Here is a 14,431-nt window from a genome sequence, read left to right as displayed (position 1 = left end):
ACCCGCAGCCCGGACCCAGGCTCAGACGGTCCAATGGCTGAGCGGGAGCCCGGTCAGCTCCCGGAGCCGCGCAGCGTCGGGTGCCAGCGTCTCCCGGAGCCGGGTCATCAGGTCGGCGGGCAGCTCCGGCGCCTCGATCGGACGGCGCAGCAGCCGCCGCGCCGGCGCGGTCAGCGCGCGGCGCGCCGGCAGCGGCATCCGGCGGACCGCCCGCGCGGGCGCGCTGAACCGGAGCCGGTGCCCGAGGCTGCTGTACTCGAGCTTGGTGCCGCCCTCGTTGTGGCGGGTTTCTGTGTCGATGGGGTGCTGGGGCAGGCCGAGGAACCCGACGACCTGCTCGACCACCTCTCCCGTCGCCGTCGCGAGCTCGCGCTGGTCGAGCACCAGGACCCGCTCGGCCGGGTAGTGCTCCAGGAAGCCCTCCAACTGCTGCGCGTAGCGGCTGGCGGCGACGTAGGGGTTGTGCGGGTCCTCGGGATGGCGAAACGCCTCCTCGGCCGGTCGGCGCTCGGTGACGTGGAAGCGCTCCTCGCGCCACGACGCCATCGCCCGCTCGACCGGATCGCGGACGAGGTAGACGAGTCGCGCGTCCGGCACGAGCGCCGCCATCCGAGCAGGCACCCCGGGGATCGCCGGTGAGCGGGTGTAGAGCGTGGACGCCTCGCCACGGATCTTCGCGTCGGCGGGGAACTGCTCGCGGTACAACGCCAGCCAGTCGGCACAGTCGGGATCGCAGAAGTAGTGGAGCTCCTTGGCCTCGGCCATGAACACGTCGGGGTGCTGGTCGAGGTAGAAGTGCAGGCTGGTCGTGCCGGCCTTGGCCGCGCCGATGATGAAGAAGTTCGGGAGGGACCCGGTGCTCTCGACGCCGCGGGCGCGTTCGACGCGGGGAGTCTGTCCCTGCTGCGGCTCGAACCGGCAGTGGTGGCACATGTCGACGTCGTCGCCGCGCTCGCGCAGCAGCCATCGGCGCTCCGCGAAGACCTCGAGCGTCGTGGTGGCGATGTGCTGCGGGAAGCAGACGTCGCACTGCACGGTCAGCAGGTCCGGCTCGACGGAGCTCCGGGACAGTGTGGTCATGGCGGGAGAAAGGATAGAGGTCGCTACGATCCACAACCGTGACCCCATGGAGAACCCGATGACCGAGCCCGGCGCGACCACCTTCGCGCGACTGCTGAAGGGCCACCTGGACCGGGGAGTGGTCCGTCCCGGCGACTCGGTGCTCGTGCAGTTCGCGGGGACCTTCGACGAGCTCGTGTGCAAGGAGGTCGGGCTCACCAACGTCACGTTCAACAACATCGCGCCGGACAGTCCGAGCAGCGAGCTGGGCGGTCAGGTGATCGACGCCCATCACATGCCCTACGAGACGGCCAGCTTCGACCACGTGATGGGCCACTCCGGCCTCCACCACTGCTCGCGGCCGCACGAGGCGCTCCACGAGATGTACCGGATCGCCCGCAACACGGTGCTGTTCGTCGAGAACCAGGACTCCGCGTTCATGCGGGCAGCCACCAAGGCGGGTGTCGTCGGGTGGTACGAGCTGGCGGCCGTGGTCGCGGACGGCTACGACACCGGCGGTGTCGACGGCACGGGCGTGCCCAACTTCGTCTACCGCTGGACGCGGCGCGACCTCTACAAGGCGGTCGCCGCGTTCGACCCCGCCTACGACATCCCGATCGAGGTGCACACCGAGTGGAACCTCGGCACCGGCCGGGTCGCGTCGGAGGTCCTCAAGCGGAAGCTGCGGCTCAGCGACGAGACCGCCAACCGGGTCTTCACCAACGGCCAGCGCGCGCTCAACAAGGTGGCGTCGCGGCAGGGCAACATCTTCGCCGCGACTATCCGCAAGGATCTCGCGACGCTGCACCCGTGGATGGCCACGCCACAGGAGATGCGGCGCGACGCCTAGGAGAGCCCAGGAGAGCCTAGGAGCTCGCGGTCGTCCGCCTGAAAAGGTAGAAGCGGTCGTGGAGGTCGATGAGCGGCAGCAGCTCGTCGTTGTCGTGGATCGGCCGGCTGTCGACGAGCTCGTAGCCTCGGTCGAGCACGTCCTGCCGGAACGGCTGCATGCTGCCGTCGAGCTCGGTGCTCCGCAGCTCGTCGGGCGTGTTGGGCACGATCAGCAGCCACTCGATGTCGCGCTCGGCGATCCGGTCGAGCCACCAGCGGATCGCGTCGAGCGAGCACTCCGAGAAGCTGTGGATGTTGACCGCGACGTCGTAGGAGTCCTGCAGCTTCTGGTGCTCGTCGAGGCGGACGACGCGCACCGAGTCGGGGCACCCCCGGAACCTGGTGTAGTAGTCGCACAGGAACGTCGAGGTGGCGACCCCGTCGATGCAGTCGTAGGCCGCGAGGTTGGGCAGCGCCGCCGACATCCGGTGCGCGAGGCGCCCGTAGCCGGCGCCGATGTCGAGGACCTTCAGCTCCTCGACGCCGGTCAGGCCCATCTGGTCGTCGAGGTAGTTGATCTCGTTGATGCTGTCCAGGAGGTCGCGGCTGATCGGCGGGCGGTCGCCGAACTCGAACGTCCACGCGCCGAAGAGGCCGTCCTCGTCGACCTTGTCGAACAGGCCGAGGTCGTCGCGCGACTCGACGTCGAGCATCGCGAGGTACATCCGGATCCGCGCTGCCTTGCCGAGCTGGCGGAACTGCCACACGTAGGCGTTGTCGCCGCGGAACCAGGCCATCGAGAGGTTCTTCTTGAGGAAGCCCTGCTGCCACTGGGTGTGGGCGGCGGCCGGGATGTCGAGCGCGTCGTACGCCGCCTCGAGCTCGGTCAACGCCGGGTTGTCCGCGCGCAGGTAGTCGTCCGCGCCCGGGGGCAGCGGCACCGCGTCGTTGTGCGTGACGTCGACGTAGCGACGGCTCTCCTCGTCGATCCGGGAGACCATGATCCCGGCTCGCGCGGCACCCATCCGGGCCCGTCGCAGGAGCCAGTGCCGTACCAGCTCGGGGTTCGCCCGCTTCGCCCGGGCGATCAGGGTCTTGGTCGTCATCGCAGCCACGAGGACAGACTGTAACGTCCCTGCCGTGACTCTCCCGCCTGCAGTCCGCCGCTGGTGGCCCCAGCTCAAGCGCGTGCACCGGTTCCTGACGCTGATGAGCGGCACCCTGTTCCGCACGGTCGCGCCGGTGCTGGGCAGCCGGGGTGTCGCGCGGACCGCGACCGGGCGATCGATCGACACCGTTGCCCGCGAGCCCGGCACGGTCGCGCTGCACGCCGGGGGACCGCCCGTCGCCGTGCCGCGCCGTCCCACGCCGGGGGACCCGGCCGGGCACCCGGTCTTCGAGGAGGAACGTACGGCGGTCGTCCCCGCGACGTTCACGCTCGAGGTGACGAACGGCAGGCTGGCCGGCGACTTCGGCGCCACGATCACGCCCGGCGGCATCCTGGACCACGAGACGAGCACCTACTTCGGGGTCTTCGACTGGCGGGAGCACCCGCTCTACCTGCGCCCGACCCTCGGCCGGATCGAGCGGGTCGAGGGCTCGGTGCTGAGCCTCGCGGCCCGCGGCGCGTCCGGGAACTACTACCACTTCCTCTACGACGCCATTGCCCGCTACGGCGTCTTCGAGGAGTCGATGCCGGGGGAGCAGGTCGACGCCGTCGTCGTACCGCACGGCACGCGGTACCAGCGCGAGCTCCTCGAGCTCGCTGGCATCCCCGGTCCCTACATCCAGCCGCAGGCCGACCGGACCGTCCGGGCCGATCGGCTGCTCGTGCCGAGCAACCCCAACTGGGCCCTCCAGGCACCGCCGTCGACCGTCTCGTGGCTGCGGGACCGGCTCCCGGCCAAGGAGCCGCCGACCACTCCACAGCGGCTCTACCTCACGCGGGGCAGCGCGCCGCAGACCCGGCGCTACCTCGAGGAGGAGGAGCTCATGCCCGAGCTGGAGCGCCGCGGCTTCGTCCGGCTCGACCCGGGCACGCTGAGCGTTCAGCAGCAGATCGACACCTTCCACGCCGCCGAGGTGGTCGTGGCGCCGCACGGCGCCGGGCTGACGAACGTGACGTTCAGCCCGTCCGGCGTACGGGTGCTGGAGCTGTTCCCTTCCACCTACGTGCACCGCGGGCTGTGGGCGATCTGTCAGGCGATCGGCGCCGACTACCGCTACCTCGTCGCGACGCGTCCGGCGCGCCCGGGTCGGCACAACGCGGGGATCTCCGACGACGTCTCCATCCCACCCGACAGAGTCCTGCGCGCGGTCGACGAACTGCTGGGGTGAGCAGCGGACAGATCAAGGGCCCTGGAGCGCCGCGACGATCGCCGCCGCCGTCGCCTTCTGCTCGCTGGCGAAGGGATGCCACGCGACCCCCTTGCCCCCGATGGTCGTCCGACCCGCGACCCACGGGTCCTCGCCGCAGATGTCGTGCCCGCGGGTGGCCTCGTACAGGTCGACGTAGCGGACGTCAGCCGACCGGGCGGCGGTCTTCAGCGCCGCGTTGAGACCACGATTGACCTGCAGGGCGAACGGGTAGTCGCCGTCCGCGAGCGGCAGCTCCGAGCACGTCCCGTCCTCGGGTACGACGGACGGATAGCCGACCACCAGGACGGTCGCGTCCGGCGCCATGCGGACGACCGTGCGCACCGCGCTGACCACGCGGTCCTCGAGCTCGTCCAGCAGGTCGTCGAGGTCCTGCTCCGCCTTGTCTGCCTCGTCCCGGCACGGGTGACCCTCCGGGTCGCGGGCGGCCAGCGCCGGGCAGATCCGCGAGATCAGCTGGTAGAGCGCGAAGTCGTTGCCGCCGATCCGGATCGTCACCAGGTCCGTCGCAGGGCCCAGGGCGTCGAATTGTGGGTCGACCTCCTCGCCCGTGAGCGTCCGCTGGGAGCCGGTCAGCGACGTCGTGGAGGCGCCGCCGCAGCTCACGTCGGTCAGCTCGAGGTCGAGCTGCTCGGCGACCAGGTGCGGGTAGTTGTTGCGCGACCGGACGCAGCCGTCGCGGCCGTCGCTCTCGCCGATCCCGGGTGCCGCCGTGTAGGAGTCGCCGAGCGCGACGTACTCGTCCCCAGCCCGGACGACGGCCGTCGCCGACGGACGCTCCGTCGTCGGGTCGTCGCGGGGCTCGGCCGCCGGCTCGTCGGCGGAGCAGCCGGCGAGGGCCGCCGTGACGACGAGGCCGAGCAGTGTCGAGCGGGCGCTCACTTCTTCCGTGAGCCCTGACGACGCTGTTGCTCGACCGGCTTCGTCTCCTCGTAGTAGTAGTAGTAGTACGAGCCGATCGCGCGCTTGGCCACCATGTTGACGACCACCCCGTAGAGGCGTCCGCCGACCTGCGTCACCCGGTTGACCGCGTCGACGACCTGGTCGCGGGTGGTCTGCCCGTGCCGGACCACGAGGATGGCGCCATCGGCGAGCGTGGAGAGCACCGACGCGTCCGCCACCGGCAGCAACGGCGGAGCGTCGATGATGATCATGTCGTAGGACTGGCGCAGGCGACGGATCAGGTCGTGCGTCACGCGCGACTGGAGGATCTCCGTCGGGTTCGGCGGCTTGGCGCCGCTCGCCAGCACGTGCAGACCGCTGGCCTCGTGCACCTGGATCGCGTCCTCGATCTGGGTCTTGCCCACCAGTGCGGTGGTGAGACCGACCGCGGGGTCGACGCCCAGGGCCGACGCCACCCGCGGGCGGCGGAGGTCGGCGTCGACGATGAGCACCGTGCGACCGGTCTGGGCGAGCGCGATCGCGAGGTTGGTCGCGGTCATCGTCTTGCCCTCGCCGGGGACGGCACTGGTCACCACCAGGACCCGGGCCTTCTGGTCGAGGTCGATGAACTGCAGGTTGGTGCGAAGCAGCCGGAAGGCCTCTGTGCGGGCGGCGAACGTGCCGAGGTCCGTCAGCAACGGCGAGGACTTGATCTGGTTGTCGAACCCCACGCTGGCGAGGACCGGCGCGTCGGTGACCTCGGCAATGTTCTCGGCAGTGCGGACGGTCCGGTCGAGCACCTCACGCGCGACTGCCAGGGCGATGCCGAGCAGGAGTCCGATCAGCGCGCCGGCGACGATGTTGAGGACGAGGTTGGGCTTGACCGGGTCAGGGTTGTACTCGGGTGCGTCGGTGAGGCGCACGTCGATCTGCGACTCCCCGCCGTCGCCCGGTGTCTCGAGCTCCTCGGTGTAGGTCTGGAACTCGCTGGTCACGACATCGGCGATCTTCTGCGCCTGACGTGCATCAGGGTCCGTCACCGTGATGGTGATCAGCGACGTCTCCTCGATCACCTCCGAGGAGATCCGTCCCGACAGCTCGGCCGCCGTCATGTCCAGATCGAGGACGTCGATGACCCGTTCGGCCAGCTCGGAGCTGCCGGCCAGGTCGGCGTACGACTCCGCCCGGGTGCTGAGGAAGAGTGTCGCCGCATAGGCGTCGGTAGCGTTGCGCACGTCGACGGCGAGGAAGACCTTCGCCGTCGATTCGTACTGCGGCGTGATCGCCAACGAGATGCCCGTGCTGATCCCGACTGCCAAGAGGAACACTGCGACCGCGCTGCGCCACCGACGTCGGAGGACCAGCAGGAACTGCTTGAAATCCACGGAACCTCATAACCTGGTACGGGCGGTTTGGCTACGCAGGAGAGTACGCAGTCACCATGCATCGGTCATGGGAACCTCCCGCGCAGCGCATCCTACGACCCGATCCTTCGGCCAGCCGCGCGACGCTCGACGCGTGGCATGCTGTGCCGCGTGTCCCCCGTTGTGCGCCGTCGTCGACGTCGGCGCAACTGGCGGGATCCGCGCGCCTGGGCCCGCGACCACCCCGTCCGGGCGGTCCTGCTGGGCCTGGTCGGGGTGGCCGTCTTGTGGGCGCTCTGGGCGGGGTGGACGGCCTGGACCGCAGCCCAGGACCTCAAGGATGTCGAGCGCAGCGCCCTGCTGCTCCGCCAGGAGCTGGAGGACGGTGATGCGGCCGGCGCGGAGCGGGCACTGGCGCGCTACCAGGATGCGGCGAGCTCTGCCCACGACCGGACCCACGGTCCGACCTGGTGGGCCCTCGAGAGGCTGCCCGTCCTCGGGAACGACGCGGCGGCAGTGGCGACTGCGGCGACCGTGCTGGAGGACCTGGGGGAGACCGGCATCCCCGAGCTGGTCGACGCGGCCGCGCTCGTGACCGCGCGGTCCTTCAACCCGACGAACCACCGGTTCCCGCTCGGCACCATCGAGTCGGTCGGCGAGACCGCGCGTAGCAGCGAGCGCGCGTTCGACAAGGCGGCGAACACGCTCGAGGGGATCGACACCGACGAGCTGGAAGGGCCGGTCGGCACTCGGTTCCAGGAGCTGCGCCGGATCGTCGTGAGCGCCCGTTCCACACTCGGCTCTGCCTATCGGGCTGCCGAGCTGATGCCGAGCCTCCTCGGGGCGGACGGCGAGCGGGAGCTCCTGCTGGTGTTCCAGAACAACGCCGAGCTGAGGAGCCTCGGAGGCCTGGCCGGTTCGATGTCCCTCATCAGCGCGGACAGAGGTGAGGTCCACATCGTCCGCCAGGAGGGCACCTCCAAGTACGGCGCCGTCGACCGCCCGCCGGTCCCGCTGACCCGCGGCGAGGATGACGTCTTCGGCCCCACCCTCGGCCAGTGGCTGATCAACGCCACCATGAGTCCGGACGTGCCGCGGGCCTCGGTGCTGGCCGGGACCCGCTGGCAGGACGAGGTCGGCGGTGGCGTGGACGCGGTGTTCTTCGTCGACCCGGTCGCGGTCTCGTACCTGCTGACGGCGACCGGTCCGGTCGCCGTGCCCGGGTACGGCACGGTGAGCTCGGCGGACGTCGTGGCGAAGGTCGAGAACCTGATCTACCTCGACGAACCCGACCGCGACGCGCAGGAGGACTTCCAGAACGCCGTCGCGAAGGCGGTCTTCAACGCGTTCGCCGACGGTCGCGGTGACCCCGTCGAGGTGATCCGGACGCTCGCGACGGGAGTCTCCGAGGGACGGGTGCGGATGCACAGCTTCGTCGAGGAGGAGCAGCAGGAGATCACCGGCACCGAGATCGCCGGCGAGCTGGTGACGGGCGACGACAGCCGGATCGGGGTCTACGTCAACGACGCACTGGAGTCGAAGATGACCTACTACCTCGACCACCGTGTGAACGCCGTGACGAGGTCGTGCACCGGCTACCACCAGCAGGTGGCGGGATCGATCCACCTCGCGAACACCGCGTCCGACGACCTCGACCTCCCCCCGACGGTCTCGGGGATCGTGCCGGAGGCGCGCTTCTACGAAGTGGTCGAGCCGGGACAGCAGCGGGTGGCGATCTTCGTGATCGGGCCCCGCGGGGGCAGCATCGACGAGCTGTCCCTCGACCAGCGCCCGTTCCAACCGATCGCAACGCAGGAGTACGCCGGCCGGCCGGTGGCTCAGGTCGTGACCGTCATCGATCCCGGAACCACGCAGGAGATCGAGTTCGTGATGAGCACGGGCGACGGGCAGACCGGACCGGTGGAGCTCGACGTGACCCCCGGCGCCTTCCCCGGGTCGTCGGCGACCCGTCTGCAGAGCGCCTGCTGATCGCGTCTCGGTATCCGGACAGCCGTCTCGACCACCGGGACGCCCCTCGGATCCGGCGCGGCTGCCGCCGTACTGTTGCGGGCATGTCGACGACCTGGCTCACCAAGCGGCGCGCAGTGGACAACTGCCGCGTCAGCTCGGCGCTGTGTCGAATGCGCTGAGCGGGGTCTGATCCCGACGGGCTCCTCCCGTCATGGCTGACACCCGGCGTACGTCTCTGGCACCCAGCCCCAGCTCGGTTGCCGCGTGCGCCCGCGACTTCCCGCGTCGTGCTGGGTCAGCCCTTTCGCTTTGTCTCCCCGAAGAACCGATCGAGAAGGAAGCACATCACATGAGCCGCGAGAACTCCCTCGTCTCCGCCGCCTGGGTGGAGGAGAACCTCGACAACCCCAAGGTGGTGCTGATCGAGGTCGACGAGGACACCACCGCCTACGACAAGGGCCACATCAAGGGCGCCATCAAGCTCGACTGGACCACCGACCTGCAGGACCAGGTGCGCCGCGACTTCGTCAACAAGCAACAGTTCGAGGCGCTGCTGTCCGAGCGCGGGGTCGCCAATGACGACACCGTCGTCCTCTACGGCGGCAACAACAACTGGTTCGCGGCCTACGCCTACTGGTACTTCAAGCTCTACGGCCACCAGGACGTCAAGCTGCTCGACGGCGGCCGGAAGAAGTGGGAGCTCGACTCCCGCGAGCTGGTCAGCGAGCTCCCGAGCCGGGAGCCGACGTCCTACACCGCTCAGGAGCAGGACCTCTCGATCCGGGCGTTCCGCGACGAGACCGTGGCCGCCATCGGCACCCAGAACCTGGTCGACGTCCGGTCGCCCGACGAGTTCGCCGGTCGCCTCCTCGCTCCCGCCCACCTCCCTCAGGAGCAGGCGCAGCGCGCGGGCCACATCCCCACCGCGGCCAACGTCCCGTGGAGCAAGGCAGCCAACGACGACGGCACCTTCCGCTCCGACGACGAGCTGAAGGAGATCTACACCGAGGCCGGCGTCGACTGGTCCAAGGACACGATCGCCTACTGCCGGATCGGCGAGCGCTCGAGCCACACCTGGTTCGTGCTCAAGGAGATCCTCGGCCAGGACAACGTCAAGAACTACGACGGCTCCTGGACCGAGTACGGCTCGCTGGTCGGCGTCCCGATCGCCCTCGGCGACGAGCCCGGGGAGGCCTGAACCGATGTGCGGAGCAACTGAGGGTGGCCTGTCGCTCGACGGGATCAACACCAAGACCGAGGCGATCGTCCAGGGTCAGGTGACCAAGGGCGGCGAGCCCGTCAGCACCGGCTACGTCCGGCTGCTCGACCGGACCGGCGAGTTCACCGCGGAGGTGCCGGTGTCCGCCACCGGTCACTTCCGGTTCTTCGCCGGCGACGGCGACTGGACCCTCCGCACCCTGGTTCCGGGCGTCGACCCCGTCGACCGCACGGTGCAGGCTGCCGTAGGCAGCATCGCCGAGGTCGACATCGCGGTCTGATGACATGACCATCCTGACGGCGGCTCCTGGAATGCCGGGGGCCGCCGTCGTGGTTGGACCGACATGACCGGACTCGCGATCCTCGCCGCGGCTGCTGTCGTGGCGGTCGCCTTCGGTCTCTACCGCCGCCACGTCGACGGCCGGTTCGTCGCGCATGCCGACGCGACGCCCACCGCGTGGGACCACGTGGCCGCGGCCGCGTCGGGCACGGCCCGGGGCGAGCGCGCGACGCTCGTGCAGTTCTCGTCGGCGTTCTGCGCACCGTGCCGCACCGCGCGGGTGGTGCTCAGCGACGTGGCCGCCCACGAGGACGGCGTCCACCACGTCGAGATCGACGCCGAGCAGCACCTCGACCTGGTCCGGACCCTCGACGTACGACGCACGCCGACCACCCTGATCCTCGACCCGGGCGGGCACGAGGTGCTCCGCGCCGCCGGTGCGCCGCAGAAGCGCCAGGTGCTCGCGGCGATCGCGCAGATTGGCTGACCCGATGACCCAGACCACGAAGACCGCTCCATTCATTGGGATCGATCCCCGCGGTCCGCGCTTCACGGCATCCGTGACCGCCGTGCTCCTCGCGGTGGCGCTGGTCGTGCCCGATCCGGTCGCGGCCACCCTGATCGCGGTGCAAGCGGTGCTCTTCGCGCTCGGCGTCGCCCTCGGTGTCCAGCGCACCCCGACCGGGCTGGTGTTCCGCAGCCTGATCCGTCCCCGGCTCACGCCACCGGCCGAGCTCGAGGACCCGGGCCCGCCGCGGTTCGCGCAGGGCGTCGGTCTCGCCTTCGCCGCGGTCGCGCTGATCGGCTACCTCACCGGCGCGGTGCTGGTCGCCCAGATCGCGGTCGGCCTCGCGCTCGCTGCCGCCCTGCTCAACGCCGTCTTCGCGTTCTGCCTCGGCTGCGAGCTCTACCTGCTCGGCGCACGGGTGCGCCGCGCCTAGTGCGCCTAGGCCAGACTGTTCGGATGAGGACCCTTCGGCGTCGGCTGCGCGTCGTCGAGGCGCTGGCGCTGCTCCTGGTGGGCCGCGCCCTCCGGCGCTGGGTGCCGATGAAGAGGTGGTCGCGGGTGCTGGGGCCGACCCTGCCGCCCACCGCGACCGCGCGACCCGACCTGCCGGACGGTGCGGAGGCGGCCGTCGCCACTGCGGTCGCGTCCGCGGCGCGCCGGGGCGGCGGGAACTGCCTGGAGCAGGCGTTCGCGGCCAGCGTGATGCTCCGCCTACGTCGCCGGCGCGGGGTGGTCGTGATCGGGCTCGACCGGACCGATCCGGCCGCGGCTCCTCATGCCTGGCTGGTCGGCACCTCGGGGCGGGTCGTCGTCGGCGGCGAGATGATGGACCAGTACGTCCCGGTGAGCCAGTTCGGGCGTTCGACCTAACATCGACCGCATGATTGATCCGGGGAGCACGGTCGCACGCAACGACGGAGTGGTCGAGGCGCAGTTCGACGAGACCCGCGTCGTCCTCAACGAGGACCTCGCCTACCTCGGCCTCAACGAGGTGGGGCAGCAGATCTGGGACCTGATCGAGTCGCCGCGGACGCTGGCGTCGCTGGTCGCGGAGCTGGTCGAGGACTACGACGTCAGCGAGGCCGACTGCACCCGCGACGTCACCCGGTACGTCGAGGCGCTCGTCGAGCACAAGCTGGTCAGGCTTTCGTAGCGTTCTCGAGGGCGACCTCGATGTTCGCGCGCTCGACGAGCGCGGGTCGGTGGGTGGCCAGCACGATCGCGCCACCGCGGGCGACCAGCCGGTCCACGACCTGTGCTTCCGTGGCGGCGTCGAGGGCGCTGGTCGCCTCGTCCAGCACCAGCACCGCCGGGGCGCGGACGAGGGCACGCGCCAGGCACAGCCGCTGCTGCTCGCCCCCGGACAGTCGGGTGAAGTCGCCCAGCGGCGTCTCGAGGCCGTCCGGTAGCCGGCGGACGACGTCGGCGACGCACGCGGTCTCGAGGGCGCTCCACAGCTCCTCGTCGGTCGTCGGCCGGTTGGCCGACCAGGTCAGGTTGGTGCGCACCGAGCCCGGGATCAGGATCGTCTCCTGCGGCACGTAGCCGACCCGTGCCCGCCACCCGGCCAGCTCGCTCCGCGGCCGGCCGTCAACGAGGACGACACCGGCCGCGGGCTCGAGCAGCCCCAGCACCACGTCGAGCAGCGTGGACTTCCCGGCGCCGCTCGGGCCGGTGACGGCGACCAGGTCGGAGGAGCCGACCGTCAACCAGAGGTCGCTGAGAACGGGGGTCTCGTCGTACGCCACCGTGATCCCGCGCAGCTCGAGCACCGGCGCGCCGGCCACCGGCTGCCCGGGCGGCTCCGGCGTCCGGCCGACAGCAGCGGCCTCGGACTCGCGGTGCGCCGCCGTCTCGGCCACCAGTCGCTGCACCTCGTCGAGCGCTGGTGAGTAGTGGGCGAAGTGCTGCAGCGTCTCGAGGAGCGACCGGGCCGAGCCCGAGAGCCGGGTCGCGACCACCGCCAGCGCGATGACCTCCGCGATCCCGAGGCCGATCTCCCGGCCGATGACGACGAGCACCACGGCCGCCGCGACGCTCAGCGCGCTCAGCACGGCCGACAGCCCGGCGGTGATCTCGACGAACCGGTGCTGGGCGGCCCGGCCCTTGGCGGCGCTGGTCCGCAACAGACCGGTCCACTCCGCGGCGGCGTCGTGGGCGCGGATCAGGCGCAGCGAGGCGAGAGAGTCGGTGACCGTGGCCCCGAAGAGCGCGTTGCGTTCGCTCCACTCCACGCCGAGGGTGATGCTGCGGCGGACACTGATGCGTCCGACGGCTGCGACCAGCACCAGCGAGAGGACGGCGAGCCCTCCGACGACCGGGGAGATGGCGACTGCGACAGCGGCCGTCGCGAGGAGGATCGCGGCCTGCACGCCGCTCTCGGCCAGCATCGCCACCGCTCCCTCGGCGCGCTCGATCTCGGTGGTGGTGGCCTGGACGACGTCACTGCGGCGCTGGCGGACGACGTAGGACCACTTCGCGTCGAGGATCCCTTGCAGGGCCTGGAGCCGGAGGGCGTCCGTCGTCCGGACCCGGAGGTCGCTGGCGAGGATGGCGATCAGCCAACCGGTCGCGGCACGGAGGAGCACGACGACGGCGACCGCCGTGTAGAGCGCTGGTGCGTCGACCTCAGTCCCGACCAGCGGCAGGCCGACGTCGTCGGCGCCGGCCAGGATCTCGACGAACGGCACGAGCAGGCCGAGCATCGCCGCCTCGAGCACGGCCGACAGCAGCTGCAGTGCCTGGAGACGCAGCACGGCCCACCGGCCGCACGCGTCGGTGATGGCCCGGAGGTGGTCCTTGAGACGGCTGATCACGGCACCTCGGTCCTCCACCCGGACAGCTTCCACGCGACCTCGCGCACGCGGCGCTGGGCGGCGAGGGCGATCGCCTTTACGGGATCCCGCTCGGCGATCGCGGCCGTGCTGGCCGGCGGCAGCAGGAGGGTGACCGCGTTGACGCACAGGTCCCGCGGCGTCCGGCTGGTGCGCCACCGGAAGCCGGCCTGCCGGACCGTGCGTTGCCCCGGGACCGTGGCGTGGCGGACCGGCGATGCCTGCGCGGCCAGCAGTCGCGGCAGCGGCGCACTCGACCGGGTGAATGGCGGAGCGCAGGCGGGCAGCCCGATCGCAGCCTCGGTCGCGCTGAGGGTGGCGGCGGCGACGCGGTCGACAGGCAGCCCGGCGAGCGCGGGATCGCGGGCCAGCCGGTGCACGTCGACCAGGCTGCGCAGCGACTCCCAGCCGTCCTTGGCCGCGTGCCGCAGTGTGTGCGCGAACGCGTCGATGGAGCCGAGGGTGTCGACCGCGACCGGCCCGATCCGCACCCGCTCGCGCCGGGCCCACAGGTCGGCGAAGCCCGGGAGGCCGTCGTACGTCGGGTCCAGCCGCCAGTGCAGGTCGATGGTCTGGCCGTCACGGTCGTACGCCATCTCGTGCGCACCCCAGCGCTGGTAGCGCCAAGCCCAGCTCGTCTGGTCCGAGGTGTACGTCGGCCGCACCGTCCACCCGTCCGCCTGCAGGGCGCGGGCCGCGTCGGCGAGCCGGTCGGGCGACACCATCACGTCGACGTCCCCGTCGCCACGCGCCCCGGGATCGCCGGTCGTGAGCGCCGCCAGCGCGACGCCCTTGAAGAAGAGGTGGTCGACACCGGCGAGCAGACCGTCGACGGCTGCCGTCAGCCGGATCTGGGCGAGGGCCCCCATCCGTTCCCGGTCACGCTGCGCCACGACCTCCCGTCGCACCGCGGTGGGCAGGCCGAGGACGTCGACGTGGTCGGCGAGCACCATCGTTGCCCGGTGCCGCTCGACCGCGTCGACGAAGTCCGACTCCGGCACCCTGGCCCGCCACGTCCAGCGCACGGTCGCGTCGCCGTCCTCGAGCGCGAGTGCCGCCCGCACGGCCCGGCGCACCTCGGACACGGCGGCGGGGGTCAGCACCCCCA

At 71.2% G+C, this 14,431-nt stretch carries 15 protein-coding genes; 9 read left to right on the top strand and 6 right to left on the bottom strand.

Going from position 1 to position 14,431, the window contains the following annotated elements:
- Positions 1–21 precede the first annotated feature (21 nt).
- Complete coding sequence (locus SHK19_RS18705) at positions 22–1,080, bottom strand: sulfotransferase family protein (RefSeq protein WP_322937130.1); 1,059 nt, start codon at positions 1,078–1,080, stop codon at positions 22–24.
- 46 nt (positions 1,081–1,126) lie between these two features.
- Here SHK19_RS18705 and SHK19_RS18700 point away from each other — a divergent pair, with 46 nt between their 5' ends.
- Positions 1,127–1,909, top strand: coding sequence for a methyltransferase domain-containing protein (locus SHK19_RS18700; RefSeq protein WP_322454892.1), 783 nt, complete (start codon positions 1,127–1,129; stop codon positions 1,907–1,909).
- Positions 1,910–1,925: 16 nt separating this feature from the next.
- On the opposite strand, the gene SHK19_RS18695 is transcribed toward SHK19_RS18700, so the two are convergent.
- Positions 1,926–3,005, bottom strand: a complete 1,080-nt coding sequence (locus SHK19_RS18695; RefSeq protein ID WP_322937129.1) for a class I SAM-dependent methyltransferase — start codon at positions 3,003–3,005, stop codon at positions 1,926–1,928.
- 25 nt (positions 3,006–3,030) lie between these two features.
- On the opposite strand from SHK19_RS18695, the gene SHK19_RS18690 reads away from it, so the two are divergent.
- A complete protein-coding gene (locus tag SHK19_RS18690; RefSeq protein WP_322937128.1) occupies positions 3,031–4,227 on the top strand; it encodes a glycosyltransferase family 61 protein in 1,197 nt (398 codons plus the stop codon).
- Between the two features lie 12 nt (positions 4,228–4,239).
- Here the strand turns inward: SHK19_RS18690 and SHK19_RS18685 are convergent, their stop codons facing one another.
- Both SHK19_RS18685 and SHK19_RS18680 read right to left on the bottom strand, forming a co-directional pair.
- Positions 4,240–5,148, bottom strand: a complete 909-nt coding sequence (locus SHK19_RS18685; RefSeq protein ID WP_322937127.1) for an SGNH/GDSL hydrolase family protein — start codon at positions 5,146–5,148, stop codon at positions 4,240–4,242.
- Positions 5,145–6,533: a polysaccharide biosynthesis tyrosine autokinase gene (locus SHK19_RS18680; RefSeq protein WP_322454896.1), complete on the bottom strand. Its 1,389-nt coding sequence runs from the start codon at positions 6,531–6,533 to the stop codon at positions 5,145–5,147. The genes SHK19_RS18685 and SHK19_RS18680 overlap by 4 nt, the downstream gene beginning before the upstream one ends.
- Before the next feature lie 150 nt (positions 6,534–6,683).
- Here SHK19_RS18680 and SHK19_RS18675 point away from each other — a divergent pair, with 150 nt between their 5' ends.
- The 7 genes from SHK19_RS18675 to SHK19_RS18645 all read left to right on the top strand — a co-directional run bounded on the left by SHK19_RS18675 (position 6,684) and on the right by SHK19_RS18645 (position 11,642).
- Positions 6,684–8,501, top strand: a complete 1,818-nt coding sequence (locus tag SHK19_RS18675) for a DUF4012 domain-containing protein (protein ID WP_322937126.1) — start codon at positions 6,684–6,686, stop codon at positions 8,499–8,501.
- A gap of 331 nt (positions 8,502–8,832) precedes the next feature.
- Entirely contained in the window at positions 8,833–9,681 is an 849-nt protein-coding gene (locus SHK19_RS18670) for a sulfurtransferase (protein WP_322454898.1), read from the top strand.
- 4 nt (positions 9,682–9,685) lie between these two features.
- The gene (locus tag SHK19_RS18665; protein WP_322454899.1) at positions 9,686–9,982 is read left to right on the top strand and encodes a DUF1416 domain-containing protein; all 297 of its coding nucleotides are present in this window, start codon (positions 9,686–9,688) and stop codon (positions 9,980–9,982) included.
- Between the two features lie 63 nt (positions 9,983–10,045).
- A complete protein-coding gene (locus SHK19_RS18660) occupies positions 10,046–10,468 on the top strand; it encodes a thioredoxin family protein (protein ID WP_322454900.1) in 423 nt (140 codons plus the stop codon).
- 4 nt (positions 10,469–10,472) lie between these two features.
- Positions 10,473–10,922, top strand: a complete 450-nt coding sequence (locus SHK19_RS18655) for a DUF4395 domain-containing protein (protein WP_322454901.1) — start codon at positions 10,473–10,475, stop codon at positions 10,920–10,922.
- 23 nt (positions 10,923–10,945) lie between these two features.
- Complete coding sequence (locus SHK19_RS18650; protein WP_322937125.1) at positions 10,946–11,359, top strand: lasso peptide biosynthesis B2 protein; 414 nt, start codon at positions 10,946–10,948, stop codon at positions 11,357–11,359.
- Between the two features lie 10 nt (positions 11,360–11,369).
- Positions 11,370–11,642, top strand: coding sequence for a PqqD family peptide modification chaperone (locus SHK19_RS18645; RefSeq protein WP_322454903.1), 273 nt, complete (start codon positions 11,370–11,372; stop codon positions 11,640–11,642).
- Here SHK19_RS18645 and SHK19_RS18640 read toward each other — a convergent pair.
- Positions 11,629–13,323 (bottom strand): ABC transporter ATP-binding protein, encoded by a 1,695-nt coding sequence (locus SHK19_RS18640; RefSeq protein WP_322937124.1) that lies wholly within the window; start codon positions 13,321–13,323, stop codon positions 11,629–11,631. The genes SHK19_RS18645 and SHK19_RS18640 overlap by 14 nt on opposite strands.
- On the bottom strand, positions 13,302–14,426 hold the full coding sequence (locus tag SHK19_RS18635; protein WP_322937123.1) for a nucleotidyltransferase family protein: 1,125 nt from the start codon (positions 14,424–14,426) through the stop codon (positions 13,302–13,304). Before SHK19_RS18635 ends, SHK19_RS18640 begins: the two co-directional genes overlap by 22 nt.
- Positions 14,427–14,431: the final 5 nt, after the last annotated feature.

The organism is Nocardioides bizhenqiangii, assembly GCF_034661235.1.
Lineage (GTDB): Bacteria > Actinomycetota > Actinomycetes > Propionibacteriales > Nocardioidaceae > Nocardioides > Nocardioides bizhenqiangii.
Note: the sequence above shows the minus strand (reverse complement) of the source record. Positions and strands in the feature narration are given on the sequence as shown.